This is a genomic window from Synechococcus sp. MIT S1220, assembly GCF_047303025.1.
Taxonomy (GTDB): Bacteria; Cyanobacteriota; Cyanobacteriia; order PCC-6307; family Cyanobiaceae; genus Parasynechococcus.
In genome coordinates this window covers 2,569,323-2,595,843 of record NZ_CP138939.1, presented here as the reverse complement: position 1 = coordinate 2,595,843, position 26,521 = coordinate 2,569,323, and the positions used below count along the sequence as shown (strand labels likewise).

Sequence of the window (26,521 nt, the reverse complement as noted above, 5' to 3'; positions counted from 1 at the left end):
GTGCCAGGTATTGAAAGCTGATTTGGGGGATTATTGGCCAGATTAAAGAAATTAAACCCCCCTGCTGCAAGGGTCTTGGGTGGTTAGGTTGTTAGGGGTTAGGTGGGAGCTACAAACCAATTCAATCTCGCCTTAGCTCTCCCCTGGAGCTTGTTGCTCCTGCTCACCACCCTGGGAGAACAGTACTTCCATCGCTGCTGCATCTAATTCAATATCATCAAATGCCCCACCGTTATTCATCTCGTCCAACTCTTTTGCGAGTTCATCACGCTCAAAAACATAACCTTCTTTCTTGCCATCCTTGATCACACGCTTGAGTGTTTTCTGTAATCCTTTGGTGTAGTAAACAACCAACAATTCAGCTTCTTCTGAATCCGTCAGTGTTTCTCGATACCCAGCAATCTGCTCTTTGGTGTCAACACCGTGCTCGTGATCATGGCCGTGCTCATGATCATGGTCGCCCGTAACAGCATCAAATGCCTCCATCCCCTCAAACTGCTCAGCACTCAATTCAGGCTTGCCTTTGAACCGGGCGATCAAGCCACCCACCTTTTTCTTGCCCCAGCCCTTCTCCTCACCGTTGGCATTGAGGTAGAGCTTGCCTTTCTTCTCGTCGTAGACCACATCCGCATCAGACTTCATCAGCTGCTTGAGTTCCTTCTTGCTGGAAGCAACTGCGAAGGATCCGTCCTCGACGCCATCGACAAGGATCAGGGCATCAGCATCGAGGGTTTTGAGTTTGGCCGGTCTCTTGGCTGAGAACTCAACAACCACTTCGCCATGGTCGTGGTCGTGCCCTTTAGCCATGACGATTAATACGCAATAAGCTTTTCTAGCTTAGTTTCAGTGATCCAGCCTGAAGACCGTTCCCGATGCTGCACTGCTGATTACGTAACGATCATTGCGACGATCAGCTTGTCTGGTTTGACAGCGGAGAGGCCAGTAAATGCTTAGTTGTCAGATCTTGATTTAGGTGTAAAATAGTGGCGAGGATTAGAGAAAAGAGAGCAATACTTGCCTCAACCAAATATTAACCAAACCTTAATCAGATATTAACCTATTCTTAACTTTTAAGTGCTATAATAGGTTTAGGTAAGAGAAATTATCTTTGACCTATATTTTTGCGCACCTTGATAACTAAATAGTAAATCCTCCAGTCCTGCAAATGGATCTGGCTGAATTGCTTGCTTATCCCGGCCAGCCGGGGTAGGCTTGAATCATGGCCAAGCGACCTCGAGGATTCATCAACGGTTACCGGCCACGCAGCAAAGCGGTGCTGCTCGAGCAAGTGCATCTAGTGCTGGCCGAATATCGCGACCAGCTCCCACTCACCTGCCGGCAAATCTTTTATCGACTTGTGGGTCGATTTGATTACGAAAAGACTGAAAACGCCTACAGCCGTCTGCAAGAGATGTTGGTGTTAGCCCGGCGTGGCGGGGTGATCCCCTTCGATCACATCCGCGATGACGGCAATCACATCCAGGCCCCATCGCTGTTCAGTAGCGGTGATGATTTTCTGCGGACCTGCCAGGCCTGGGCGCAATCAATGCGGCTTTCCCCCTGGGACGTCCAGCCGCGATACGTCGAGGTGATCTGCGAGGCCGGTGGAATGGTTCCGATGCTGGCCCGTGTCGCTGGTCCTTATGGAGTCACGGTCCGATCCGGCGGTGGCTTTGATTCAGTCACTGCAAAGCATGATCTGGCTCGGTTCTATGCAGGCCAGGACAAACCAGCGGTAGTGCTTCACATTGGTGATTACGACCCCAGCGGCGAGACCCTCTGGAACGTTCTCAATGAAGACGTTGGGGCGTTCTGCACCGCAATGGGCGGTGAGCTGATCCTGCAACGAATTGCCGTTACCCCGGATCAACAACGCCAATTCGATCTACAGACCTCCCCACCGAAGAAAACAGACAAACGCAAGGCCTATTTCGATGACGAGATCACGGTGCAGGCCGAAGCGCTCCCCCCTGACCTGTTGCAGCAGATCGTTGGGGAGTCGATCGCGGCAGAGATGGATCTGGATTTACTGGATCGCCAACGGTCGATCGAAGCCGAGGTGAGGGAGCAGTTGGTTGCCCGCCTTGCCGGGGTTGAACCGTTTGCCTGAGGCGGTGCCTCACCCGGATCAAACCGGGTTGGCAGGGCTTAATCGCACGACATCGACCAAGTGCCGAACTGCGCAACCTTGATGAGATTGCCGGGTTGGAGCTGAGCCTTCACGATCATCGGAGCGGCGAACACTGAAATTGCCAGCAATGCGATCGATGCCGGCATGGCCAGCTTGATCAGGTCGTCCTTGGTCATGAGTTTTCAGTTGCTGCTTCCACCGTCTCCGAAAACGGCTGAATCCCTATCACCCAACTGAGCTCGTGGGTTCGAATCCAACCCTCTCCGTTTCTATCGAGAGTGCAGTACCGAAAAAATCAACCTGGAGCAGGGCTATCGAAGGTTCGAACCTGACCCCCTGCATGCCATGCAGGTGCTCTACCGGCTGAGCTGTGGCTGGCCTGGTAGCGACCACTTTGGGGTAGTGGGGGTCGTGGAAAGACCAGCCTTTGAAAGGGGTTTTGGTCTCTGTGACCAACATCACAGGCACCTTTGACGCAGGTCATCAACTGATCCGTTGATTCTGGAGATGGTGTGTACATCGCAGGGGACGACCCCAAAGACACAAACCACACACCACTAAGAACAATGTCCAAAAACTCTTTTCAATCCTCAGACAAAAAAACATCACCTGCCAAGGAAGAATCAAGCGAAAGCAATTTTTGGGCACCTACGGGGTGGGGCGCGTTAAATGGAACTGGAGCATCAATAGCGACCGAAATCCTGGACGATGCATTGGTCGCCATGAAAAGGACAAAATACGGTAAGTATTATGAGGGCACGAAACTTGCAATTGAGTCCGTTGCAGGATTGGTGCTGAATGAAGGACTTGAAGTCTCAAAGGACAAGGAAAAGGGTTTCTGGGGAGACGGCTACTTAGATTTTGCTGAAGATGTTGCACTCACCGTTGGAGGCAATTATTTAGGAGGCTTGGCAGCGGCTGCTTTGCTTGGCTCGTCTGCTCCTGTATTAGCAACAGCTGCTATAGGTATCGCAACGGCATCAGTGATTGGTGGTTCCTGGAGCTGGGGCAAGAGCCTGATCGCTGACTATTTCTCTGAAGATACGACAATTGAAGCTTCAGCTGAACTCGGAGCTGGAATTGTCACTTCACAAAACCCAGGATCCAACAATCAAGCCAATCAAAGTTCTCAATATACGTATTACCTTGAAGTTACAGGCAATTCAGGCACAGGCAATTCAGGCTCATTTGATGATTCCTTGAACTTTGACGTGCCCTCCAATAACGAGCAACAAGATGGCGAGGATGAAGAGTTAAGCGACGAGGAAAAAGCGCAACGCATTGCGGATTATCTGACCAAGATGCGGGAAGAAGAAGATGCTATGGATGAAGAAATATTTGGAGACGACTACGAGGTAGAGGATGAACCGAATCAAGCTGAAGGTGAAGCTGATAACAATAACAACCAAAACACCAATCAAGATGGCGAGAGTAGCCTATGGGATGATTTTGTGAATTGGTTATTTGGTGATGATGAGAGCGAGAGTGATGCGTCTGACGATCCCTTAACTATTAGAGCTAAAGTAATGGATAATCCAATGAATGATAACGGTGACACCAGTGATTATGACGGAAGACATGATGGTCTTCGCGGCTTCCGCGGTGACATTGACTACGGTCCAGATGGAAAGAAAGGGCAAGGCTATAATGGCGAACACGACGAACTTATTGGCTTTAACCCTCGAATTGACTATGGCCCAGATGGAAAGAAAGGACAAGGCTATAACGGCGAACACAATGGCTTGAAGGGCTTTAATCCTCGAATTGATTGGGATCAAGATCATGTCGATACAGATGAATTCACTGGCAATGCGCTGACCGATCGACTTGGAAAAATCAACCCTCGTGCGATTCAAGAAGTCCTAGGGTCAATGTCAATTGCAGAGAATGGTCGGCAAGCCAAAAAGATGGGTAGAACAGACTCCGAATTCATCTTTAATTCTCAAGCAGGCGTTCTGTATCACAATGCGAGTGGAGCCAAGAAAGGCTTTGGCTCCGGTGGTGCCATCGCTGAAATCGAGATTGACCAGGACCTGTCCCTCATTAGTGTTGACTTCTTCTGAATGAAAATGCCGGGGAGCCTGAAGTTCAAACACCTAACTGAAAGCAATACAACACCCACCTTTGGGAAAGGCAGGGCAGGATGTGTGGTTCCTGATCAAACCCCCGGCAGAACATTCACCCCGCTCGCAAGGCGGGGTTTTTATCGGAACCATTGTCCTGCAGTGGATTTGAGTAAAGCGTTGCCGCTTCACCAGCAACTCACCACCAACACGCTTCATCCACACCACAGAGGAATAGGACTTCTCACCAAAACGGCTGTGATCTTGTGAATGTCGAGGGCAACACAGCTCAAGGCAATGCAAACATCCACTTTCCAATCATGACTTTTCAACCTAATCCTTTCTATACAGGAAAAAAGATGGCGAAAGGCAGAGGTCTTTTCCGCGGGACTCAAGGGGACGATCTGATCCAAACAAATAGACGTAATAACTTGATCGTTGCAGATCAGGGAAATGACACCATCAGGGCTGGCGCAGGAGATGATGTACTCTTCGGCGGAGCTGGACATGATTATCTTTACGGGGGCATCGGTGACGATGTTATTAACGGCGGATATGGTAACGATAGACTCAATGGTGGTTCTGGAGCCGATAGGTTCTTTATTAATTCAGGGAATAGTATCGTCGAGGACTTCAACTTTAGCGAAGGTGATAGCTTCACTATCGGTAAAAATCTGACCAACGTCAGCTTTGAGCAAGATGGCAGCGATGTACTTGTTAAAAGTGATCAAGGCCTAACGACAATTCTAAATAATGACGTTAACGATTTCATCTGACTCTCCCTCATTGTGTTTATGCTTATTGAAACCTGTAGATTCATTAGAACCTCGCTCAATTTCGGTGATGGAACATTATGTGGCAAGCAGTAGACATCTTTGCTTGTTTTATAAAATCTGGCTGTGATAAGTCCCAAGAGGTTCTTGAACCATTATCACTGATATATCTCAATCTAAATTGTGAGCAATCCACTTCGCTCTTGTGTCCTTCATAGGTTGTTGTAAAAACAACATAGGGATAATTAATTGATTTGATATGTAGATAAATGCATCCACCATCTTCATCACATGCTGTTCTGCACGAACCTTTCTCACACTCATCTGCAAAAGCAGTAGTAGCAAAGAAGAGAGAAGGGAGGGCAGCCAAGAATGGGATCAATGTTTTCATTCCTTTCATCACCTCAACTATTTTGTTCACGAATCTAATCTGGAATTCCAATTCTGGCACTTGATTGAGTACCCATCAGCCAATGGCGGGGGTTTTAGTCAATCCTCTTCCAACCGTGCGATCAAGTCAGCAACTGCCATCCTCACTAACTTGGTCATTCGAACGTTCTTATCAGCCGACAATGCCCGTAATTTTGCGTGCATACGTTCAGACATATCAAAGGTGAATCTGACCCGTGGTTCACGGCTTTTGGGTTTCTTCTTCAGGCTTTCGATCGTTCCTAGATCCTCGTCAAATGGATCAACCGGATCCGAATCAACCTTGTCTGGTTGAGGTTTTGAAGGTTTCTTCGCAGCAGCAGCGGGTTTGGCAGCCTTCTGAAAACCGTTGTCTTTCTTGCCGAGAAATTCCAATTCCTCAGCCGACATCATCGGCTTGCGCTTCTCAGCCATTTGGGAAGACCTCACTGAATAAACGGTTGAATTCATTTCCGGCTTCCAGCCCTGGCCCGGTCTTCGCATTGAGGACGCTGGTGGCCTGGCCGAACGCATCAGCCACGATCTGCCGTTGTGTGATCGCTGTATCCAGCAACGGGATGCCCTCAAGCTGCATCAACACTGAACGGGCCTCCTGTAAGAGCTTTGTTCCACGCGTTGCCCGGCTGATGAACAACCGCGCATCAGGGAGGCCCCCGCGGATCCGCCTGGCCTGTTGAACCAACCGGACTGCATCAACAGCAGATCGAACATCCGCACCGGAGGGCTGAACCGGAATCAAGGCCATATCAGCAAGGAGCAGAACGGCTCTGGTTGCATCGGAGAGCCCTGCAGGGCCGTCCACCACGACCACATCAGCCGTTTCGGCGACTGCCGGGAGTTGCTCCAGAACAACGTCTGAATCGGCGGCAAGGAACGTGTGTTCGATTCCCAGATCTGATGCCTGCAACCAGAAAGAGCTGGTGCCTTGTGGATCAAGGTCCACGAGATGCACCGATTTGCCCTGCTTCAGCTGGAACCTATGCGCGAGATGCACTGCGGTGGTTGACTTTCCAGCGCCTCCCTTCTGATTTAGTGAGCCGATAATCACTGAAGAATTGCAGGCGGAAAGTTCAGCAAATAGTTGCTGAACCAAGCCATCGACGGTTACGCCTTTAGTCCATCCCCGGTGCAACACCGTGACGCCTTTTAAAACCTGATTCCGATGGAGCGAGGGTTTATTTGGCTATTTCCCCTCGCATCTGTTGGGACATTTGATCAGCGCTCAGTTGAGTGAGACGATGGCGGATCAGATCGGCCCACCCGAGGAGCATGTGACGGCTGGTGATGTTCGGCCCTTGTTGTACTGGCTCAGAATTCATGTGCATCCAATCGGCAGAAGCCTCAATGCTGAAAGTCTTGTTCAGCGTGTGTGTGACGCTCCACTCAACAGTGCAGCGTTCTTGCGTTATTTGGGATCGAAACTTGAAGCCCTTGCCATTGCTCCCGAGCCCGTCAGGGTTGAAGCAGTAAGGGGCCTGCGATAGCGGGAATCCCGAAACGCTCCCGTAGCTCCTGGACGGGTTGGTCAGCGACAGCCCAAAAATCCAGATCTTTAATGAGGTTGGTGTTGCAGGCAAGCCCACGTTCATACCCTTCGAAAACTTCTTCTGGTATGAAAGCTCCAGTGGTTGGAGGAATAATGTCTCCGACAGTGGTGAAAGCTTTTCCAAGATGAAAATCCAGGATCACTTCCATCAGTGATTCGAATCCGAATCCGTCAGGGAATAGACCCGCTGTGAATGCTGAGACATCCATTTCACCCTTGGTGTCTGTATTGAAACCTCCTAGGATATGACAACAGTCATGATTCACCAGAAGCTCAGGACTGCTTTTCTTTTCGCCGGGCAGAGGCCACTTTCTGTCGCGATACCAATGAAAGATCGTGTGTCCAAGGCTGCCTTCCGGATAGGTTTCCAGCGCTTGATATTTGGATGCAAGAATAGGGTCGCCGAGAGATTGATGTATAACAGCGGCTATCCCTTTGACAACTTTTGGTGCTGAATCAAGGCTTAGAAAATCAGTCAGGGCACGACGTGTGTAATCAAACAGTAAGCGTTTAAGATGGTTGTCTCTAACCTGATGTAGATCCTTCAGGGTGTTCAGGCTGACCTGAAGATATTCAGCAAACTCATCGATGAGAGCAACCATCTTGGGGTCCACGCGCATGTCGGCGTAGGGCATCAAGACCAGAATCTGGATCAATTGCTCCCGTTTTGTCTGATCTGGAAGGAGGGCCGGATAGGCAGGTGGATGCAAAATCTCGAGCTCAGAGATGTCGACATCGGAATGCAGAACATGCTTCTGAATCGCCTGCATCATTTCCAGGGTGATGGGCTCCAATGGTGCGATGCCGCCGAAACTGCCCACCTCATTCATGGCTTGGAGGAACACCCGGGCCTCTGCGGCGCTCCAGATCGGCAAATTTTTCATTCTTCGCGTCTCAATTCCTGCTGCTCGCTAGCACGGGCGATGTCTGCTGTGCTGTCCAAACATGCCTCCTACTCGTAGGATCCCGGCGCTGTCCACCGCCTTGCCATGCTGCGGCTTGGCTCGAAGGTAAAAATACAAGAACATGATATTGATCGATATGGAAGAACAGTCGCAGAAGTGTTCAAGCAAAATGGTAAGAAGAATATTGGATTGATGATGGTTAGGAAAGGGTATGCTGAAATCTATGAAAAGTATGCCTTTCAATGTGATGGAGATAAATTGATAAAGTTTCAGAATATGGCTCGTAAGAAGAGGAAAGGTCTTTGGAATGATTTAGATGATACACCTTTTGAAGTGGATGATGTTGATGTTCCTCTGCTCCCTGAGCCTCCTCAAGCTGTCAACGAAATTCAGGACCCTATCATTGTTATTCAAGTGCCAAGCGGCACAACTGAGGTTATGCCAGTTGCCAATAGCCAAGAGATTATCAGTGATCCTCAATTAGTTATTGAAGATGAATTAGATGATGTGAATAACCAGCAGTAGATGGATAGCTTTAAAGCTGACTTGATTGTGGCTCCTCCGATGATTTGTGATAGCACTATTGAGACTATTGATGGATCTGAGCTTGCAGATGAAGGCGATTAAGAAATGATCGAAGAGGTTGAGGCTTGGCCCCCACTGTATACAGGCTCACGAGACATTACTTGTTCTAGGCTCAGTAATAGGAGAGAGGCTATGAAGTGGTTTTAGCAAGGGCATCGATATTTGGATGCTGATTATGATGGCGTCCCGTGTGAATCTTTGTCCAGTTATTCCGTTTCTCCCACTTGCGGCGCTTGTCCACCGATGCCAATGCCTTTTCGGGGCTCATGCCAAAGGACTCAGCAAGGCGCTGGGCGTTGTTGGCAACAGCCTGTCGAGAGGCATTAGTCTTGGCCTGACGGGCGTTTGCAAGTTGGGTTGACGAGATGAGGTCGCCGCGATAGTGCAGCTTCCTGATTCGCTTTGAAGCTGAAGTCATCTACTGAGTTTCTGCGGTTTCCTCCCCGTCAGACTCAGGCGTTACACGACAACTCGGGGAAAGCCGCTTCGACCCCACGGACGAAGAATTGAAGTGACCGACCTCTGAATCCGTTTTGTCGATACAAGTGTTGTAAAAGTGCCAATTCCTGTCAACTAGTGCCGGGAAAGACGTGCCAAAACCATCCGCTGACCCATGGCCTTTTGGCACCGCTTTGGCACAAGTGCGCGTGAGCAATAAAAAACCGCCCCTTGCGGAGCGGTAAAAATGTCAGTTGGGAACTGACGTCTTAAGGCATCGGGGAGACAGGATTTGAACCTGCGGCATCTTGCTCCCAAAGCGAGAGATCCCTTGAGTCGTTTCCTGGCTTTTCTCAGTCTGTGACTCTGTTATGGCAATGCTTCTAAGTGGTGAGCTGTCAGCAGGTGTTGGCAGGTATTTTGCGTTTTACGCACGTTATGCGCACACTTGGCATAGCGAGATGCCTTTGTCGTTTTGCCGCGCGTAGTCGATGCAGCCCCTTGGATCAAGCCATTTCGAGATTTGGTCCGCACCTCCTGTGGCGCGGGATGGAAGGTACGCAATGCCCGTGGGCGGATGCGCCTTGAGGTTCAAGACCATGGTTCGGTGATGTTGATCTACCCCTGGTCTCAAGAGGGAGCTAGTTCAGCCCTCCCTCGCATCCAGCAGATCTTCAAGCGGTGGAACGGTGGTCAGATCACCCTTGCTGCTGCAGCACAGAAAGCCGACACCTCAAGCAGTCATCAGAAGCTGGATTTCAACAAGCTGTTTGAGACATATCGGGAGTTCGTCCCCAACGCTGGCGACACAACATGGCGATACAACTACCTGCCAGTTCTGAAAAATCTGCGTGCTTGCTTTGAAGGCAAGCCACCGGTTGATGGCGTGGCATTGGCGATGGTCTGCCTTGCGCAATGGGAACAAGGTTCACGGATGCGTCAGACGAGCCGCCAAAAGCTCTATGGCTTTCTGAACTGGGCTGTGAGAAGGGGCTACCTCAAGAGCATTTACCTCCCTCCTGCAACGCTTCCAGAAACGTTGAAACCAAAGCGGATTGGCTACCCCCTCAGCGATTCGCAAATCCTTCAGTTGCTCGAGAACCTGCCTGGAGGCGAGTTGCATGCCCGTTGGCGGTTTGCAATTCAGCTCTGCGCCGTCTACGGGTTACGTCCTGAGGAATTGCGGCACCTCGTCATCAAAGACGGCGTAAGCGGACCGGAATTGTGGACCATCTACCAAAAATCAATGGGTGGTACCAAAGGAGCCAAAACAGAACCCCGCAGGCTTCACCCCCTCTTCCTGCGTGATGGTGATGGCACCGCTATTGACTGGAAGTTGCAGGCCCGCCTTCAGTTAGGCGAACAACTGCCGCCCTTAAACCGCGATGGTGATGGCGGGCAAGCCCTTAACCAATACCTACGCCGTCGCAAGGTTTGGATGGCACTACGGGGCGAGGCAAAACGCTTGGGCGAGCAACTCACGCCTTATTCCTTTCGCCATCGCTATGCCAAGCAAATGCACGCCGCCAACGTGCCCATCGCCAACATCAGCGAGGCCATGGGCCACACCATTGAGGTACATCTGAAGAGCTACGCGCGGTTTAAACCCAATGCCACCGCAGACATCGTTGCGGCAGTCAACATCTGATTACTTCTGTCCGTAGACCTCGACTAATTCAGCGATTTAAAAATCAGCAAAGAGGAAGGCCGCCCTTGCCGATGGAAAGATGGGCCTAGCGCAACGTTTGCACATAGTTAACCCCTTGGCTGATCAGCAGTTGAGAGACAAGCCCATCTACGACTGCAACATAAGAACGCTCAATTGGAGACCCAACGTCAGCGCCAGAACTACCCTTCTGCATTCCATTAAAAGATGCAGCAACGCAAGCAAAATCCCGGCTTCAAAGTCCAAAACCGAGGTTACTAATTCAATTCACTTATATATCTATCTTCGATCCTTCTAAAATCACAGCTATCCCTGCCTGAGATCATCGGCCCGGACGCCATACCAGTCGTTATAGGTTCATCCAACGCCGAGAAGGCCGACCCCATTGATAGCTGAAAGCAATACAATATCCGTCAGGGGAAAGTAGTGCGCTCTTGTGAGTGGCTTATCCATCTCTTGGCAGAACAATTCAAACCTCAAGACGCTGTGAGCAAGATCACAAGTTGCTGTGAGCCAGATTAATGAGAGTTAGCTGAGAACTGGCGATGTTGTGTTTACGGAGGGCGACCTCCATAACTTCACTCAACACAATGAACAACACGGAACTAAGCCTTGATCAATTGAGGATTCTCGCTGGTGGTGTTCAGATGGGACCTGACGGAAAAGGTTGCACCGAACGTGACTTTTTTCTCTTGGGAGACATTTTTAAGGACATCAAATGGCCAATGCCTCAGCTCTTTAAAGATGAGTCATCTCTTAATGCTAATGATCCTCAACGACCCAAATAGCCTTAGTTATTTAGCCAATCTTTTTTCACAACTTATTTCATTCTTTTAATCATGAACCACTTTACTGAAGCCGAACTGACTATTGATGAGCTGGCCACTCTTGCCGGAGGTAAAAGCGAGAAAAGTCTTGGAGATATTGCCGGCAAAGTATACGATGATGCTAAAAATATAGCCGTATTTTATGGCAAATGGGCAGGAGGAATAGCGGCAGGCAAGAGCTGGGATCGCGCTGCTTACGATGCAGGAAAAGAGGCAGGTATACAAGGCATGAATGGTGATGAATGAAAATTTATTGATATATTCAAATGATTTTTTCTGTTAAAAGCAACATATGCCCGTCAGCAATGGCGGGTTTTTTTATTGCTTGGTGCAATTCACCCAAATAGGGGAACGATCAGCAAGCAAGATCCCCCGCATGGGTGATGTGATCTGAAGGCAGAACGGCGATGGTGAAAGTGTCCGAGGTTTGGTGACAACTACTAAACAATGAGTTAGATTAAATAATTGGATGACTTCCACATGAATTATGTGCGCCCATATGTGAATCAAATGCTGAACAAACACCCCCTAGGCAAAGAATTCAGAATCATTAGAGAGTTAATCTTGCACCACCAGGAGGGTCGAAATGCGATTTTATCTTCTCTGAACAATGTTATTGATTACCAAGGTCCATACAAGGGCACGTACCAAGGTCCATATCGGAATTTCTACGTCAACAAGTTTTTTAGAATAATTTTTAGTTGCTTGGGTTTGCCCCCTCGTCATCGAAGAGAATATCGAAGAAACTCAGTAGACATAAACAGAGGAAGACTATGCGCGGAGGAAGCTACAAAGAGAGCTAAAATTCTCTTGAAATACCTAGATCAGAGCAAAGATTCCCAATGGATTGTCACTTACATGCTTGAAGATCCACTGAAAAGAGTGACTGCACACTTCAATGTTTTTGATGAGGAAAGCCCTTACTACCAAGTAATCAATATGTTTGAAGGTTACTTAAAGGATTGCCAGCCATGAATCCCCGAAAGGGCGACACAGTGCGGTTAGCGCAGAGCGTGACGATGGCTGAATTTGGGTTGGCATTATGTGATGACTCGGGGGACTTATTAAAGATCGAAGTGTGATTCAGGAGGTGATGAATGACAGGGCGAGGGTAGTGATCAAGCGGCATTGCCCCATACGAATAAATATCTGAGACCAAGTGATGATGGCTGAAAGCTATACAAGACCCGCAAGGGAAAAGCAGGGGGCGTTGGATGTGTCGCTATCGATCTCCCGACAAAACAACTCACACAATTAAGCCCGTCAGCAATGGTGAAGGTTGTTTGTTGAGGGGAACCTGGCGACTAACCCTTCTTGATGAATCAACCAGCCCTCAGCCATGACCACTCCTTTGAAAGTACATGAATACTAGCTTAGATGGGTGGTATGCCTTCAGGATCTATTGGTAAGTTTAAAAATTCAGCTCCAAGTCATCAGCTTGCTAATGTTTCAGTAACAGAGATTTGTATTGCTGGATCGATGGCTTTAAAGCTTCTTGAAAACGGCATGCCATTCAAGGTTCGCACAAATTTAAAAGGCTTTAAAAAGTATGTGGCGAAACGAGGCCTTATCCAGAACAAAGGGGTCTACTTGGACATGTCCAACGATAATCCTCTAGAAGATATATTTGGCTTGGGTGACCATACACTTTTGTCGGCAAAAAATTCTTTAAACGAACCGCTATCTTCTCGTTCATTTGTTAATTACTGGATTGCAGCTCCTCAGGCAAGTACTGACTTCTGGGCCATGGCTGGATGGGACGGTGACGATTTTATTCAAGGCACAGATGCAGCAGAGAATGAGATTCATGGTTTTGGTGGTGACGATTACATGCATGGATCCGCCAACCACAATGATAATTTGTTAGGTGGTGATGGTAACGATAAAATTTATAGCTACAAGGGTGATGACTTGCTCTTCGGAGATGATGGATCTGATGTTTTAAGTGGTGGCCAAGGAGACGATTCCTTGTCTGGAGGTGATGGTAAAGATAGCCTCTACGGTGCCAAAGGTGACGACACTCTTATAGGAGGAGATGGAGATGACCTTTTGATGGGCGGCCCAGGAATTAACAACTTATCGGGAGGTAGAGGTGCAGATCGTTTCGGTTTACTAAAAGATGCAGACCACAACATCATCGATTTCGATCCATCTGAAGGCGATCGACTTCTGATGCGGAGTAAGGATATGGCCAATCTTAGAATTTTACCGAAGGGTTCCGGCTTTATTCTTGATCTTGGCAAGAGAGGAAACACCACAATATCAATGGAAGGTACAGCCATCACTGCTGACGATATTGTCGACGCGATTATCTTGCGTAGATAATTTCTATTATGCTAATTAATATTAGCCTCCGAGCACAGTCAAACTAATCTTCTTTGGTAGCTATTTATCCCTGTCATCCGGTTTGATCTTTGTTCCCGTTCGATTCGGGAAACCTGAAGAGCGGCGTTGATATATCGCTATCGATCTCCCGACAAAACAACTCACAAGGACATCAGCCCCGCCTGCAATGGCTGGGGTTTTGTGTTTGTAGATCAGATACAAACAGGGATCTTCAATAAGGGCTAGAGATGGACTAGCCATGCAGCCCTCAGGATGCCTCGTGTCACGACTGCCTTTGCTGCTGCCTTAGCCCTGTTCATGCCAATAGGACGCCCGTTGCTGGTAGGGCTGACACCTGTTGTTGAAATTGGCGCAGCTCTGCTGTCGACAAGGGCAGCCTTTGCACAAAGTGCTCAAGACTGGTTCGATTCAGGTGTCGCAAAATTTGAACGTGGAGATTTACAAGGAGCTATTGCTGATTACACCAAGGCAATTGAGATTGATCCTCAGTATGCCAGTGCCTATTTAAATCGTGGGCTTGCCAAGCGCAATTTAAAAGATTATCAAGGAGCTATTGCTGATTACACCAAGGCAATTGAAATCAATCCTAGCGATGCGGATCTCTACTACTATCGTGGTGGTGCCAAGGACGATTTAAAGGATTATCAAGGAGCTATTGCTGATTATACCAAGGCAATTGAAATCAATCCTAACGATGCGGATTGGTATTTCTTGCGTGGGTTTGCCAAGAGTCAATTATATTATTACAAAGGGGCAATTGATGACTATACAAAGGCGATAGAAATTGATCCTCTGAATAAATATTTTTATAGCGGTCGTGCCGCCAATAAATTATTCATGGGTGATCCACAAGGCGCTTGCTCTGATTGGAGAAAAGCAGCCGATCTCGGACATACCTATGCCATTGAATGGGTAAGAAATGAGTGCTGACATCTGATGCTGTCTGATTTCAACTCTTTCAAGGCATTCCCCCGTCAGCAATGGCGGGGTTTCTGTGTTTGCAGACCAGACGCAGACAGTGCTCATTGATGAAGGCTAGTGATGGAGAAGCCACGCACTGCTAGGGACGCCTCGTTAATCACAACTTCAATATGCCGTCCAGAAGGTGAGGTTTCTTAGTTAATCTCATTCACTACTAAAGGAACTCGTGCCCACCAATTAAACAGCTTTGCAATCGTTAGGATCAACAAGGATCAAGTTTGGATAGCCTTGAACATCTTTCCCAAAGCGTTTAATGGCCTGGTTGTATATATTACAAGCCGACTTAAGATCTCCAAGCAAGACATTGATTCTTTGAACTTGTAAATAATAGTAAATATCTTCTGGAGATTCCGCCAACAGCACGACATAGTCACTCAAAGCACCTTGTAGATCACCAAGCTGCTCCTTAGCCTCTGATCGGGACATATAAGCGAATGGAAAAGGAAACAGCTCAATAGAAAGATTGAAGTCTTGTATCCCACCATTAACATCACCCATCAGAACTTTGATCTTGCCGCGTTCATAAACATTATGAGCATCCTCAGGCATCAATTCAGATAAACGATCACGATCAAGGATTACCGCCTGTCCATAAACCTCTGCCCTGTGTTTTGGATAGCCACCCAAGTACTTAGTATTCTCTAGAGCTACTGTGTGCAAAAAACTGCTGGTTGCGATTCGTGACTCCAAGAGATCTAGATTCTCAGGCTCCAGGGTCAAAGCGATTGAAAGATCTTCTAATTCACGATCATATTGATTCATTATATTATAAATTTCAGCTCGTTCGACATATCCCTCCGAACGCTCAGGATCGATCTTAATTAAAGTTGTGAGGAAATCAATTAAGTCTTGTGGGCTTCCCGAATATTTAATTTTAATTTCAGGAAGCTCAGCAAGTTTTTTATCATATAACGACTCATGTTTCTCCAACTCTGCCGCAAAGAGGGGCAAACCTGATGGTTCCGCAAAAAGAGAGGGAAAACCAAAAAGTAGAAGATAAACACCAAGACATCGCAGGATAAAAAACATTTCTCTAAAAATAACGTGTGCTATCCCAAGCTACACCATAAGTGCCACAGAATATCATTTATATCACCTGCCGAAACAGACTCCTCTCCAAAGGAAAAACTCTCTCAATATGTTGTCGACAACATATGGGGTTTTTAAGTCAGAGATATGAACTCCCCAGCCACACCATATTTACCATTTCACGAATCGCCTTGGATTTGCGGAAGGTTGCACCACGCCGAAAGAAATCGGCGCGGGCAGAAATTGAATCAATCAACTCCTAATAAACGAACTCAGACAGAACCAGCGACGGGGTAGAGCAGTCCGATAGCTCGTCGGGCTCATAACCCGAAGGTCGAAAGTTCAGATCTTGCTCCGCTGGAATCAGGCGCCTGGTTAGAGCACAGGATTCATAACCCTGAGGTCGACCATTCGGCTTTTAACCGGTTGGTCCTTCCCGCTCGGGCGCTTGAGCTCGTGGGTTCGAATCCCACCCTCTCCGTTTCTATCGAGGGTGAAGTACCGAAAAAATCACCCTGGAGCAGGGCTATCGACGGTTCGAACCTGACCCCCTGCATGCCATGCAGGTGCTCTACCGGCTGAGCTTTGGCTGGCCGGGTAGCGCACCACTTTGGGGTAGTGGGGGTCGTGGAAAGACCGCCTATGAAAGGGGTTTTGGTCTCTGTGACCAACATCACAGGCACCTTTGACGCAGCTCATCAACTGGTCCGGTGATTCCGGAGATGGTGTGTGCATCGGCGGGGGAGACCCCAAAGACACAAACCACACACCACACTGCAGTCTTTACGCTTGTTGAGGTGTGACTTAGACGCCGGGGAGCCTGAAGTTCAACTGCTGAACTGAAAGCCATACAAAATCCCTATTGGGAAAGGCAGGGCAGGATGTGTGGTTCCTGATCAATCCCCCGGCAGAACAAGCCAAACCAATTACCCCGTCAGCAATGGCGGGGGTTTTCTGTTTGCAGATCAGATACAGACAGTGATCGTCAATAAGGGCTAGAGATGGGCTAGTCATGCAGCTCTCAGGATGACTCGCGTTACAACTGCCTTTGCTGCTGCCTTAGCCCTGTTCATGCCAATAGGACGCCCGTTGCTGTTAGGGCTGACACCTGTCGTTGGAATTGGCGCAGGGTTGCTGACGACACAGGCAGCGTTTGCACAGACTGCAATTGAACTGTTCAATTCAGGGCTTGATAAAGCAAAAAGTGGAAATCTAAAAGGAGCTATTACTGATTGGACTAAGGCAATCGAAATTGATCCTAAATATGCAGATGCTTATTATAATCGTGGGGTTGTGAAACACGACTTAAAAGATTATCGAGGTGCAATTGCTGATTACACAAAAGCGATCAAGTACTACCCTAACGATCTCGATGCAGGCGTCTACGACAATCGAGGTGGTGCCAAGTATGAATTAAAAGATTATCAGGGAGCTATATCTGATTACACAAAGGCAATTCAAATCAATTCCAATTATGCAAAAGCCTACACCAACCGTGGAGTTGTTTTAGGAATAGTGGGTGACCTGAAGGGCTCCTGTAGGGACTGGAAAAAAGCGGTAGATCTAGGGGATACCAGGCCGATTGAATGGGTAAGAAATGAGTGCTGACATCTGATGCTGTCTGATTTCAACTCTTTCAAGGCATTCCCCCGTCAGCAATGGCGGGTTTTTACTTATGAGTAGCCAGGGCAAATATCTGTGCCATAGTAAAAGAATGATTCATTATACAGATCTGGACTTCTGATGTCGCTACGTAAGAATTTTGACTCGTTTACCCCGCAGCACAAACTTCAGGATGCACAAAACGAGCTCATTGAAGCGATATATCGGTTCCGTGCCGCAGAAAAAGTTAATGCACCCGATAGGATTTCTCTTAAATTAGAAATGGAATTCTTAGAGGAAAAAGTCTTGCATTACCGTTATTGTATTTACAGTAAATTACCAATCGAAGATTATCCAGAGAAATCACACGTGGTTAATAAATGTCCTCCACCTGTTTGGATATACAAATCCAAGGTGAATTAAACTGATCTATCGAAAAGTTAATTGCTGAGCAGAATTTTTGATCAGTCTTCTTCCAGTCGAGCGATCAAGTCAGCAACTGCCATCCGCACCAGCTTGGTCATTCGCACGTTCTTATCAGCCGACAATGCCCGTAATTTTGCGTGCATACGTTCAGACATATCAACGGTGAATCTGACCCGTGGTTCTCGGCTTTTAGGTTTCTTTTTCAGGCTTTCAATCGTCCTTAGATCGTCACCGAATGGACATACAGCAGCAAACTCTGGTTCAGGCTTGGATGCAGTATTCAAACGTGATTCATGGATTCAAGCAGCACGATATAACGTGAATTGTTTCAGCACTGATCGGAATGTGCATCGATGCAATATGGCCAGTGCATTTCCATCTTTAAACCATGCTTAGCCAATGAAGAAATAGCTTTCTTGTGGTCTCGCCATCCGTTAGCTCTCCATCCAGGGATGCCATCACAGCTCCTGGGTGCAGTCGCTCCACAATTTGTTTAGCTTCATAGGCGTCTTCAGCGAGAATCGGTTTGTAACCTGCTGCACCGTCGGGCAGCTCGCAGTAAAAGACCTGATAACGGTGCATCGGTCTTGAGTAACTATCCATCTCGTAGCTATGGGGCCATGGCATTGATGCAATCAACAGGATTTCAACGGAACACGGTTTACTCAGCTTTTGGTTTAACCGTCTTGGTTGTTCTTGGCCTCTTGCTGGGATCTGCGAAGCCCGTTGAAGCTCTCCCAACGGTGAAAATTCGAGACTGTTATGACGGTGATACCTGTACGACGTTTACTGGCGAGAAGATTCGTCTTGCTTGCATCGATACCCCTGAATTGCGGGGAAAGCGCGCCAAGCCAGCTCCTGCCATGGCAGCGAAATACCACCTCAACGGAATGGTGATGAACCAAACGGTGGGTATCCGCAGAATTAAAAAGGATCGCTATGGACGCACAGTTGCAGAACTGTTTTTGAATGGGACCAATGTGCAGCAGTCAATGGTGGCGAGTGGGCACGCTGAGATCTATTGGAAATACGCCCATCAATGCCCATGGACTAGATGACTGATGTCTTTTTTTATTCGTGTTTTGCATATTCGCAAAATGCATCAGCTTTCGTCTGAGAGATATATCTTTTCAGCCCAGATGCTTCGTTGGGCAGGCATAGACACTCAGCTGTTTGCCTTCATCTGTTGTGATCTCATCGATATGCATGCAATTGGCCTCGACAGGAGGGACTCTTGATCCGATGTGTGTTGTGTAACCATCTGCCGTCCAAGCAGTGCCAACACCATCCCCCGCACCGTGATTCACGATCACGAAGGCGAATGTAGCTAAGGAGAGCAGAGTTGCTAGCAGCAATTGCATCTGGAAAATCCATAGGCCACGATTCTGACGCATGCAAGAGCCATACGTAGATTTACTGGAAATCCCTCTATCATGTTCTTGGACATCGATAGAGGGATTTCCAGTAGATCTCCATATGACATTTACTGATATGATCGCATGATCGGGCAAGGACTGACTAAAAAACTTCAGTCATTGATGGCAGGGTTTTGGTGAGGTTTTTTTGGGAGATAGGTCAGCATAATCAACACATAGCCATTGCGAGAATAGATGTCCTGATGTCGTTGAATCCAAGGCATGTTTTGACATTAGATCCTGGAGTGAAAGCAGGTACGATATAGCTAAAAATGTTATTGTCAATGCTGAGGTTTTTTAGGATTTCCTCTAAGTCTTTTTCCTCGCCATTGGCAGCTTTTAAGTAAACGTCCTTATGCTTCTCAGAGATGACAAATATATTGACTACAAAGCGATAGCGGATTCGGTAAAAGATGCTCTGGCCAATAGCTTCTTTTATACCATTGAGACTGTTGTTTATGAACTTTAGTTCGATTGCGATTCCATCGTCATTGATTGTCAGATCAGGCCTGTGCTTTTTGCCGAAGCAGTAAACGCTCTGAACGTGAGTCTCCTTGTCCACCTGACTGATGATCTTGCCTTTGAGGCGGTCAGCATTGGCACGGACTCGCTCACTGAAGAGCATCTCAAAGTCACGCTCGGTCTTGCCAGTGAGGTTGAAGCGGGCAGCTTTCACGATTCCATCAATGGTGTTGACGTCATCCCAGACGCTGCCCCTTCTTCGTCCAACTTGAAATGTCATTGGTAAGCCCTGAAAAGAGAGTTTTAACTATGAACCAATCATCGATATACCTATCTAGAATGACATCCCTCAAAAGGGGGATAGGAGAAGCTGCAAAGATCACCTGTTCGGGGGATGTCCGCAGTGAATCAATGAAAGAAACTTATTGGTGTAAAAGAAAAGCCACCAATGGAAGCAGTCGAATTTTTGATCGCGTTGTTCATTGTCATTACTTTGCCCACTGATTCTGAATGCAGTGAGTTGATTTGCGACGAACAGGATCAAGCAAATTACAACGAAGATTGGAGAATTTCCTCCAGCGACAATGGAGATTATTTCCGCATTGCAGGAATGTGGATTGGAAACGAAATCCAGTTTAAGTAACCGAGAAAAGTCATGGCAACCAGAAGGAAGCAATTAACTCTCCCTGAAGTCGAGAAACTCATTCGGGATTTCCTTAATAGCTCGGCTTCGCCAAATGCTGATCAGCTGTTGATGTTCGCAGAAACGATCAACCGAGGACCTTTTAAGACACCTAAACATGCACAACCAAAAGCCCTCACTGCAACGGCTATGAGAAAAGCTGTCTTGGAGAAGTTCGAATGCAGGACAGTAACTGAACTGCGTAAAAATAAAATGTTCGCAATGGCTTTTACTGGAGAAAAAGTTGGCTTGAAAACGACCGACGACTGGAGAAAGCAATATAGAAAATGGATTGCAGTTCCTGACGATGAAAGGGACAAAAAGGGTCCTACCTGCATCAACGGAATAGATGTCCTTGAGAATTTCAGGCCGTGGCACGTCTTCGGTTTGAACTCCTCCACAGCGACAACAGAAGACATCAAGGATTCCTTTAGGCAACTTGTGAAGACACATCATCCCGATATGGGAGGGGATGCACAAGTTTTTGAGCGTCTTCAAAAGATGCGCGACTCGCTGATCGCATTAATGAATTGATTGAGGAATAGAATTATGAGGGAACTTCTTACTGACAGGGAATCTGCCAAAATCCTTGGCATCAGAATCAATCAGCTCTATGACACTGTCGATTTCTTTGATAAGTATGACGACGACCCATGGGAACTGATCGAGGGTGAGCATTTTGAGTTTGTTCAAAGTACAGGAGATTATCAAGAGCGGCGTTTTACTGAAGAAGGCGTTGAGGCGATTGCTAAGTGCTTAGAAGGCGATAAAGAAGGAGTAATCGCTAGGGTTATGGAGATGTTTACTCACCGAAAAAGAAAGCGCAAGCAGATGCTTGTTTCACGTCGAATTACCCAAGAGTTAATTGAAGCTAATGGGATTGTTCATGCTTCAGGTGAGTTGCTGTTCGTAGACAGACGCACTTCTATCAAGGTGCTTCAAACCAATGGTCTTGGCATTAAAAATGCTGTTGATCGGCTTGTGAAATCAGATTCTCTTTACGGGCAGGAAGGTCTTGAGATTGAAAAACATTTTGTTCTTGATGAGAGCGGCGAAAAAGCATGGAGCCAAAAAGGGCTAGCAAGTATTGCCATGGATATGAAAGTAAATTCTTCAATCACCAAATCCAGGCGAGCTTGGGTCTCGGCTGTCGGTGAAGTGGTTGAGGACTGTTTTAAAAAAGAGCTGAAAAGACTGTCTAGTGCTGATTTACGAATCACTAAAGCGATTAAGCATGCCAAGCGAGCAGCCAGAGATACCTGCCAGGTGACGGGCTCTCGTAAAGCACGTGGAAGGCAGCTAACTCTTGACGGACATCACCTGTTCAACAAGTCAAGCAGGCCAGATCTTGCGGATCTTCATGAAAACATCTTGATTCTCGAAAGCAGTATCCATGCAGACTTCCATAGCTGGCAAAGCAGAAGAGGGTCAAAGTGTGAGCCAAAGCACTTTTTGGAATATCTTTCTACCGCCAGATTTGACCTAATCGATCCAAGTAATTCTGCAGCCGCAGCAAGGCATGACTCTTTAACAGAGCGACTAGTAATTCTACAGAAGAATTATGAGGGCAATAGGTTGAGATATGCCTGAATGCAGAAGTCGGTTATTTCGCATGACTTTCTGTTGAACTGCTTCAACCGCCTTCCAGCAGCCGTGTCAGCTGCGCTTGCAGTTTCAAAGCACCCACCGCATTTGAATGCTGCTTGGAGTCGATGCTGGCCTGAATGATCTTGTCTAGGAGGGCAAGTCGAGTGCCGAGGAAGTCAGCACGATCCACTGAGTAATCGGCCTTAATGATCTCTCTGGCGCGTTGCAGGTATGTCTGGGCTTGTCGGCTAGTTACCCCCCATTCTTCAGAACAGAATCGAAGGATGTAACTAGATGTTTTGGTGGATGACAACAGTCTGACGACGGTATGAATACGCCTGTCAATTTCTGCTTTGTCGCTCTTCTTCCCCATCTATCAATTATGGCGCAATCAAAGTGTTTTTTCTCTTACCCCTCCCCCTCTCTCTGTTGTTGTGTATTCATAGATGAATGGACTAAAAGCATTGCTGTTACTGGTGAAGTGGCGTTTTGTTTTTTAAATGTGTGTGTGTACCTGTAAGGGGGGCAAAACGGGCTTTTGTCCTCTTGCGCCGGCCATTAGGAAGCGATGCGTAGTGAATCCACCAGTTGCTGCCCCGCCGCAGTGAGCCTGTAACCGCGTCCTCTTGGCTTAACGAGCTTGGCTGCCCGAAGCTCGTTTAATGCGCTGTAGATGCTTTGCTGGGGGCGTTTTGTGTGGCGGATGAGTTCACCTGGTGTAGTGAAACCACCATCTGATATTTGCCTGTGAAGTGTGACTAGGACTTGCTCACGGCAGTTTTGATAAAAGTGCCCATCAGTCACTGTTAGTTCTCCGTTGGCTAGCACGTAGGCGAAGCGTCTATATGGGCTGCCGCGGAGCTTTAGGACATGCCAAATGCGTTGTTTTAGGCCGTCTGCCTGTTCTTTGACTTCGATTAGGTGAACAACGCTGGGGACTTCCTGAAAAGCGGGATGCCCGCCAATGGCTTTGATGGTGTTTCCGCTGTTGCGGTTGGTGTGTTGTGAAATCCAGAGGCTGCAATGACGGCAGACGATTTGTTTAAGTAACCGCAAGTAGGTCTCAATTGGGCCAGTGCCGGTGTTGATACCAGCCCCTCTAAAGACTGCGTTTGCGGTGTCCATGACAACGACGCACACATCACCTTCTGCGAGGCGTTTGATTAAGCGTTCGAGGTTGTGCAGAGAGACGTTCCACGCGGTTTCGCCTGTGTCTTCGTCTTGCGCCCAGATTTCGACGTTGGCCCCACGGTCAAGGCCGTTAATGCTGTTGAGGTAGTCCTCCCACATTGAGAAGGCGGAACCTTCACCATCGGACGCGATGACAATGGCGGTTTTGCGTGGGTCGTCGTCCGGGTCAGTCCTTGGAGTTTGGTGGTCAAGAAAGCCTTTATCCCTGGCGGTCATCACCGTGACCAGTTCACAGAGGGCAGTGGTTTTGCCAGCGGCGGCGTCGGACACGAGTAAATGCAAGTCTTTGTCGATGCCAAAGCCTGGGAGTTGTTGCCGTAGCCCTTTGCCTTCTTTGGCCTGACCAATAACGCGCCCTTTGACGTTTTGACGAACGCCGACATTGGTGGAAATGTCTAGGTGGTGCTTGTCAGCCCAAAGCATCAGGATTCGTTCTATGGCGCGGTCTTTTTTCACGCCAAGTCTGTAAAGCTCGGCAAAAGCAGCGTCAATGTCGCTGGCGTTGTTGGTCAGATGAGCGTCTAGGAGTTCTTGAACGTGATTGTCGATGCGTTCTGCCCGTGAAAGCTCGTCTTCGTTTTGTGCCACACCGTTTTGGGTAGGCAGTTCAAAAACGTCAGCGAGCTGTGGTGGGTCTGAGGCGAAAGTCATTTAGAGGCCCTCCGCGATTGCTTGAACAGCCACGGGGCAAGGTGTGCCAAGGTCTTGTTCTTTGAAACGACACACGTCTTCTGCCATATCGGCAATGTGTTTGAGGAAGGCCTTAACGCGCAGGCGGTGTAGTTGCTTTAGGTCTGGGTGTTCATGCCAAATGGCGGATAGGTGAGGTGCCAGGGCTGCTGCTTTGTTTTGCGCGTCATCAATGGCGGCAAATGCAGCGGTTAGTTGGTCTGGGGTTGCTGAATAAAAGTCAGGGACGTTCCATGCGGCGTCAAACGCGGCGAAAAACTGGTCAAGAACGTCAGACCACTGACTGCGCTTCTGCTGAATAGCCAGCAGTTGTGCGGGGCTGTTTGGTGTGGGCCGTCGAAGGTCGCGTTTCCATTTCTCACGGTTGCGGTCGCGGTGAGGTTTGAAGACAGCTGCGATGCCACTAAACCCGCCGTGGTGATGAATGAAGGCCCATTTCTGCCCGGCGATGGTGAGGGTGTCGCCTGGCTTTAGGTCAGTGCCTGTATGGCAAAGGATGGTGGTGTCATTCCATCGACAATCAGCGTCTTTTACCCGTTGGCATATAGGGCACGGGTTGTTGCGACCTGAGGCATTCATTCGTCTACCTCCGTGGTCCAGATTTCGACTTGTTCGGAAAATGATTTACCGCGTTGTTTGGCTATACGGGCAACGGCGCACATAACAGCGGCCAATATGAGGTCAGCCCTTACGTCCGCAAGGAAGTCGTGCTCATGCGGTAGCGGTAAGGGTTGGGCGTAATACGGGACAGCCGCGAGGCGTTGTGCTGCCGCGTTTGTGATGGATTGAATGTGGGCGTTGTCGGTGGAAAGCCGACCTGATTTAGTATTCATCGGACAAGCAAGTTTTTTCCTGAGGCGGGGTGGTGCCCGCCTTTTTTCATGCGTCGGCTGAGAGCACTACACCGCGAGCAATGGTGAGCAGGTGACGGGTGGATTCACCGACAGACCGCAAACCGTGATCTTCGCGGTATTGCTCAATGAATTGGCGTAATTCGGGCTCGATTACACAAGAGAGCCCGACACGCGGCGGCATGTAAGTCGTCGAAGCTGGGGCAGCCATTTAGCTTGATAAGTGAGGTAAGTAAGTAAAGATTAGAAGGTATTTTGCCCCGTCAAAGTGCCAGCTCGGTATTGCTATTTGCATTTGACAGCTAGCAACATCTGCTGACACTTGGTAACGGAAACTAATTTCAAGGTTGGGTGGAAATTCCTACCTGTTATTGCTTTGCTCGAGAAAGTCCTCTAGCTCTAACTCGTATTTCTGTGCCCTTAAAAAGCACTCATCGGATTTTGCCCGCTGCCCGTGATGCCCCCAATAAGCAGCGCGAAGGCTTTCCCATTGCGCCCCGATTGAAAGCACTGTTTGTGCGTCGTCTTTGCTGGCGCTAACGATGCGTCGAATGGGGATAGCCATCAATTGAGGCCCTCCTGCCGTGCAGCGGTCTCAATGGCGCTAAAGATTTCGTCTTCCTTGAGGTCGTCTTCAAACAGCAGGGGTAATACCGTGGCGGCAAATGAACGCCATTCGTGAAACCCACCGTCAGGGCGTGAACGGCGACTTAAAAGCATGAGTTCTGCCGCCGCCTCAATTAACTCAGCGGTGTGGGCGTCAATGTCAGTAAGGGTCATGACTGCACCTCAGCGATAGGTTTGTCCAGTCCCGTTTCGTCGTAGGTCTCGACGGCTTGCAGGCGTTGCTGTTGTGCCTCGGCACGACGCTTGGCTTCAGCCGCCACCATTTCTTTGGTGCGCTGCGCCAGCGATTCACGGATTGCCGTTACGTTGTAAGTGACGGGACCGCCATGGGTTCCAGTGGCAAAGATGTAGTGATCACCAGGAACAAGCCTGCCGTCACGACGCATTGCTCGGAGGGTGTTCTTTTTAATCAGCAGAAGCTTTGCGGCTTCAGGCTCATTCACCCAATCGCAGTTCTGTTCAGTCGGGTTCTGGGAAATGTCCCCCGACATCGATTTTTCGGTTGGTGCTTGGTGGCCAAGATGGATCTGTGACGACAGCGTTTTTGAGTGGTCCCCACAATCGCTCGAAATAGGCGCGGATTTCTGGTGAGTCTTTTGGCATGGATGCTTGTAAGGCATCACGAGCCTCCTGCCTTATTTTGGCAGAGGGCCATCCTTCAGTTTCGAGAATTTCTATTTGAAGTGCCCGGAGAAATCCATTGATCTTGAAATTCAACGGATCGCCCTTTTGGCCTGCCCCCTTCATGTCATCAAGACGACAACATTCGGCGGTTTTGCGCCTGACAAACCTACGAGCATTCGCAGCATCACAGTCCTTGGGTATGACCAGACGTGATGTGGGTCTACAAGCAATCGGCTTGTCGAGATAGGACTCCAGAGAGTTTTCTATCGGTGGCTCGTGACTCGGCACTTCAGCAGATTGATCTGAAGAATGACGTGTGCGACGAAAGACACCGGTCCAGGGGCACTGATGCGGCTGCCTGTGTCCAGGCTCAAATGAGCTTGATTAAACGCTAGCTGGCGTTGTCCACATGTCAGGTGGTGTCCAGGAAAGTCGTGCGTAAAAAAGGATTGCGGTCAGCTGGTTTTACGCACGTTTTGCGCACGCCTGCGCGGAAGCAATAAAAAACCGCCCCTTGCGGAGCGGTATAAATGTCAGTTGGGAACTGACTTCTTAACGCATCGGGGAGACAGGATTTGAACCTGCGGCATCTTGCTCCCAAAGCAAGCGCGCTACCAAACTGCGCCACTCCCCGGTAAAAAGATT

At 48.4% G+C, this 26,521-nt stretch carries 34 protein-coding genes, 2 tRNA genes and 1 pseudogene; 16 read left to right on the top strand and 21 right to left on the bottom strand.

Annotated elements, in window-relative coordinates:
- Positions 1-132: 132 nt before the first annotated feature.
- Positions 133-807, bottom strand: coding sequence for a hypothetical protein (locus tag SIB64_RS13010; protein WP_413440618.1), 675 nt, complete (start codon positions 805-807; stop codon positions 133-135).
- Positions 808-1,219: 412 nt separating this feature from the next.
- Between SIB64_RS13010 and SIB64_RS13005 the strand changes: the two genes are divergently transcribed.
- Positions 1,220-2,110: a hypothetical protein gene (locus SIB64_RS13005; RefSeq protein WP_413440617.1), complete on the top strand. Its 891-nt coding sequence runs from the start codon at positions 1,220-1,222 to the stop codon at positions 2,108-2,110.
- 38 nt (positions 2,111-2,148) lie between these two features.
- Here the strand turns inward: SIB64_RS13005 and SIB64_RS13000 are convergent, their stop codons facing one another.
- Positions 2,149-2,307: a hypothetical protein gene (locus SIB64_RS13000; RefSeq protein WP_413440616.1), complete on the bottom strand. Its 159-nt coding sequence runs from the start codon at positions 2,305-2,307 to the stop codon at positions 2,149-2,151.
- 390 nt (positions 2,308-2,697) lie between these two features.
- Here SIB64_RS13000 and SIB64_RS12995 point away from each other — a divergent pair, with 390 nt between their 5' ends.
- Both SIB64_RS12995 and SIB64_RS12990 read left to right on the top strand, forming a co-directional pair.
- Complete coding sequence (locus SIB64_RS12995) at positions 2,698-4,194, top strand: hypothetical protein (protein ID WP_413440615.1); 1,497 nt, start codon at positions 2,698-2,700, stop codon at positions 4,192-4,194.
- 320 nt (positions 4,195-4,514) lie between these two features.
- Positions 4,515-4,970, top strand: coding sequence for a calcium-binding protein (locus SIB64_RS12990; RefSeq protein WP_413440614.1), 456 nt, complete (start codon positions 4,515-4,517; stop codon positions 4,968-4,970).
- Positions 4,971-5,025: 55 nt separating this feature from the next.
- Here SIB64_RS12990 and SIB64_RS12985 read toward each other — a convergent pair whose 3' ends face one another.
- The 3 genes from SIB64_RS12985 to SIB64_RS12975 form a co-directional block, all read right to left on the bottom strand.
- On the bottom strand, positions 5,026-5,337 hold the full coding sequence (locus SIB64_RS12985) for a hypothetical protein (RefSeq protein ID WP_413440613.1): 312 nt from the start codon (positions 5,335-5,337) through the stop codon (positions 5,026-5,028).
- A 119-nt stretch (positions 5,338-5,456) separates the two neighbouring features.
- Complete coding sequence (locus SIB64_RS12980; protein ID WP_413440612.1) at positions 5,457-5,810, bottom strand: hypothetical protein; 354 nt, start codon at positions 5,808-5,810, stop codon at positions 5,457-5,459.
- Positions 5,803-6,444, bottom strand: a complete 642-nt coding sequence (locus tag SIB64_RS12975; RefSeq protein WP_413443023.1) for an AAA family ATPase — start codon at positions 6,442-6,444, stop codon at positions 5,803-5,805. Before SIB64_RS12975 ends, SIB64_RS12980 begins: the two co-directional genes overlap by 8 nt.
- Positions 6,445-6,559: 115 nt before the next feature.
- Here SIB64_RS12975 and SIB64_RS12970 point away from each other — a divergent pair.
- A pseudogene (locus tag SIB64_RS12970) lies at positions 6,560-6,880 on the top strand (carboxypeptidase M32); the annotation flags it as partial.
- On the opposite strand, the gene SIB64_RS12965 reads toward SIB64_RS12970, so the two are convergent.
- The gene (locus SIB64_RS12965) at positions 6,849-7,826 is read right to left on the bottom strand and encodes a hypothetical protein (protein WP_413440611.1); all 978 of its coding nucleotides are present in this window, start codon (positions 7,824-7,826) and stop codon (positions 6,849-6,851) included. The pseudogene SIB64_RS12970 and the gene SIB64_RS12965 overlap by 32 nt on opposite strands.
- Before the next feature lie 105 nt (positions 7,827-7,931).
- On the opposite strand from SIB64_RS12965, the gene SIB64_RS12960 reads away from it, so the two are divergent.
- Positions 7,932-8,372 (top strand): thermonuclease family protein, encoded by a 441-nt coding sequence (locus SIB64_RS12960; protein WP_413440610.1) that lies wholly within the window; start codon positions 7,932-7,934, stop codon positions 8,370-8,372.
- Positions 8,373-8,562: 190 nt separating this feature from the next.
- Here the strand turns inward: SIB64_RS12960 and SIB64_RS12955 are convergent, their stop codons facing one another.
- The gene (locus SIB64_RS12955) at positions 8,563-8,850 is read right to left on the bottom strand and encodes a hypothetical protein (RefSeq protein ID WP_413440609.1); all 288 of its coding nucleotides are present in this window, start codon (positions 8,848-8,850) and stop codon (positions 8,563-8,565) included.
- Positions 8,851-9,393: 543 nt separating this feature from the next.
- Here SIB64_RS12955 and SIB64_RS12950 point away from each other — a divergent pair.
- The 5 genes from SIB64_RS12950 to SIB64_RS12930 all read left to right on the top strand — a co-directional run bounded on the left by SIB64_RS12950 (position 9,394) and on the right by SIB64_RS12930 (position 14,639).
- Entirely contained in the window at positions 9,394-10,518 is a 1,125-nt protein-coding gene (locus SIB64_RS12950; RefSeq protein ID WP_413440608.1) for a site-specific integrase, read from the top strand.
- A 608-nt stretch (positions 10,519-11,126) separates the two neighbouring features.
- A complete protein-coding gene (locus SIB64_RS12945) occupies positions 11,127-11,324 on the top strand; it encodes a hypothetical protein (protein WP_413440607.1) in 198 nt (65 codons plus the stop codon).
- Positions 11,325-11,375: 51 nt separating this feature from the next.
- Positions 11,376-11,609: a hypothetical protein gene (locus SIB64_RS12940; protein ID WP_413440606.1), complete on the top strand. Its 234-nt coding sequence runs from the start codon at positions 11,376-11,378 to the stop codon at positions 11,607-11,609.
- A gap of 1,131 nt (positions 11,610-12,740) precedes the next feature.
- The gene (locus SIB64_RS12935; protein ID WP_413440605.1) at positions 12,741-13,688 is read left to right on the top strand and encodes a calcium-binding protein; all 948 of its coding nucleotides are present in this window, start codon (positions 12,741-12,743) and stop codon (positions 13,686-13,688) included.
- Positions 13,689-13,961: 273 nt separating this feature from the next.
- The gene (locus tag SIB64_RS12930; protein ID WP_413440604.1) at positions 13,962-14,639 is read left to right on the top strand and encodes a tetratricopeptide repeat protein; all 678 of its coding nucleotides are present in this window, start codon (positions 13,962-13,964) and stop codon (positions 14,637-14,639) included.
- Positions 14,640-14,867: 228 nt separating this feature from the next.
- Here SIB64_RS12930 and SIB64_RS12925 read toward each other — a convergent pair whose 3' ends face one another.
- A complete protein-coding gene (locus SIB64_RS12925) occupies positions 14,868-15,719 on the bottom strand; it encodes a hypothetical protein (RefSeq protein ID WP_413440603.1) in 852 nt (283 codons plus the stop codon).
- A gap of 282 nt (positions 15,720-16,001) precedes the next feature.
- On the opposite strand from SIB64_RS12925, the gene SIB64_RS12920 reads away from it, so the two are divergent.
- Positions 16,002-16,081, top strand: a tRNA-Met gene (locus SIB64_RS12920).
- A gap of 148 nt (positions 16,082-16,229) precedes the next feature.
- Here the strand turns inward: SIB64_RS12920 and SIB64_RS12915 are convergent.
- Positions 16,230-16,454 (bottom strand): hypothetical protein, encoded by a 225-nt coding sequence (locus tag SIB64_RS12915; protein WP_413440602.1) that lies wholly within the window; start codon positions 16,452-16,454, stop codon positions 16,230-16,232.
- A gap of 291 nt (positions 16,455-16,745) precedes the next feature.
- On the opposite strand from SIB64_RS12915, the gene SIB64_RS12910 reads away from it, so the two are divergent.
- Positions 16,746-17,327, top strand: coding sequence for a tetratricopeptide repeat protein (locus tag SIB64_RS12910; protein WP_413440601.1), 582 nt, complete (start codon positions 16,746-16,748; stop codon positions 17,325-17,327).
- A 135-nt stretch (positions 17,328-17,462) separates the two neighbouring features.
- On the top strand, positions 17,463-17,744 hold the full coding sequence (locus SIB64_RS12905; protein ID WP_413440600.1) for a hypothetical protein: 282 nt from the start codon (positions 17,463-17,465) through the stop codon (positions 17,742-17,744).
- Between the two features lie 41 nt (positions 17,745-17,785).
- Here SIB64_RS12905 and SIB64_RS12900 read toward each other — a convergent pair whose 3' ends face one another.
- Together SIB64_RS12900 and SIB64_RS12895 are read right to left on the bottom strand one after the other, a co-directional pair.
- The gene (locus tag SIB64_RS12900) at positions 17,786-18,031 is read right to left on the bottom strand and encodes a hypothetical protein (RefSeq protein ID WP_413440599.1); all 246 of its coding nucleotides are present in this window, start codon (positions 18,029-18,031) and stop codon (positions 17,786-17,788) included.
- A gap of 97 nt (positions 18,032-18,128) precedes the next feature.
- A complete protein-coding gene (locus tag SIB64_RS12895; RefSeq protein ID WP_413440598.1) occupies positions 18,129-18,374 on the bottom strand; it encodes a hypothetical protein in 246 nt (81 codons plus the stop codon).
- Between SIB64_RS12895 and SIB64_RS12890 the strand changes: the two genes are divergently transcribed.
- A complete protein-coding gene (locus SIB64_RS12890) occupies positions 18,368-18,805 on the top strand; it encodes a thermonuclease family protein (RefSeq protein ID WP_413440597.1) in 438 nt (145 codons plus the stop codon). The two genes, SIB64_RS12895 and SIB64_RS12890, sit on opposite strands and share 7 nt — an antisense overlap.
- Positions 18,806-18,877: 72 nt before the next feature.
- On the opposite strand, the gene SIB64_RS12885 is transcribed toward SIB64_RS12890, so the two are convergent.
- Together SIB64_RS12885 and SIB64_RS12880 are read right to left on the bottom strand one after the other, a co-directional pair.
- Positions 18,878-19,108: a hypothetical protein gene (locus SIB64_RS12885; protein WP_413440596.1), complete on the bottom strand. Its 231-nt coding sequence runs from the start codon at positions 19,106-19,108 to the stop codon at positions 18,878-18,880.
- A gap of 223 nt (positions 19,109-19,331) precedes the next feature.
- Positions 19,332-19,904, bottom strand: a complete 573-nt coding sequence (locus tag SIB64_RS12880) for a hypothetical protein (RefSeq protein ID WP_413440595.1) — start codon at positions 19,902-19,904, stop codon at positions 19,332-19,334.
- 375 nt (positions 19,905-20,279) lie between these two features.
- On the opposite strand from SIB64_RS12880, the gene SIB64_RS12875 reads away from it, so the two are divergent.
- Complete coding sequence (locus tag SIB64_RS12875) at positions 20,280-20,840, top strand: J domain-containing protein (RefSeq protein WP_413440594.1); 561 nt, start codon at positions 20,280-20,282, stop codon at positions 20,838-20,840.
- Positions 20,841-20,855: 15 nt separating this feature from the next.
- Positions 20,856-21,896: a hypothetical protein gene (locus SIB64_RS12870; RefSeq protein ID WP_413440593.1), complete on the top strand. Its 1,041-nt coding sequence runs from the start codon at positions 20,856-20,858 to the stop codon at positions 21,894-21,896.
- Between the two features lie 43 nt (positions 21,897-21,939).
- Here SIB64_RS12870 and SIB64_RS12865 read toward each other — a convergent pair whose 3' ends face one another.
- From SIB64_RS12865 to SIB64_RS12830, 8 genes are all read right to left on the bottom strand, one after another.
- Positions 21,940-22,266 (bottom strand): hypothetical protein, encoded by a 327-nt coding sequence (locus SIB64_RS12865; protein ID WP_413440592.1) that lies wholly within the window; start codon positions 22,264-22,266, stop codon positions 21,940-21,942.
- 185 nt (positions 22,267-22,451) lie between these two features.
- The gene (locus SIB64_RS12860; RefSeq protein ID WP_413440591.1) at positions 22,452-23,735 is read right to left on the bottom strand and encodes a hypothetical protein; all 1,284 of its coding nucleotides are present in this window, start codon (positions 23,733-23,735) and stop codon (positions 22,452-22,454) included.
- A complete protein-coding gene (locus tag SIB64_RS12855; RefSeq protein WP_413440590.1) occupies positions 23,736-24,353 on the bottom strand; it encodes a hypothetical protein in 618 nt (205 codons plus the stop codon).
- A 300-nt stretch (positions 24,354-24,653) separates the two neighbouring features.
- Positions 24,654-24,836, bottom strand: coding sequence for a hypothetical protein (locus SIB64_RS12850; protein ID WP_413440589.1), 183 nt, complete (start codon positions 24,834-24,836; stop codon positions 24,654-24,656).
- Positions 24,837-24,986: 150 nt separating this feature from the next.
- The gene (locus SIB64_RS12845) at positions 24,987-25,190 is read right to left on the bottom strand and encodes a hypothetical protein (RefSeq protein WP_413440588.1); all 204 of its coding nucleotides are present in this window, start codon (positions 25,188-25,190) and stop codon (positions 24,987-24,989) included.
- The gene (locus SIB64_RS12840; RefSeq protein WP_413440587.1) at positions 25,190-25,405 is read right to left on the bottom strand and encodes a hypothetical protein; all 216 of its coding nucleotides are present in this window, start codon (positions 25,403-25,405) and stop codon (positions 25,190-25,192) included. The genes SIB64_RS12845 and SIB64_RS12840 overlap by 1 nt, the downstream gene beginning before the upstream one ends.
- The gene (locus tag SIB64_RS12835; protein ID WP_413440586.1) at positions 25,402-25,743 is read right to left on the bottom strand and encodes a DNA-binding protein; all 342 of its coding nucleotides are present in this window, start codon (positions 25,741-25,743) and stop codon (positions 25,402-25,404) included. The genes SIB64_RS12840 and SIB64_RS12835 overlap by 4 nt, the downstream gene beginning before the upstream one ends.
- Positions 25,744-26,436: 693 nt before the next feature.
- A tRNA-Pro gene (locus SIB64_RS12830) sits at positions 26,437-26,510 on the bottom strand.
- Positions 26,511-26,521: the final 11 nt, after the last annotated feature.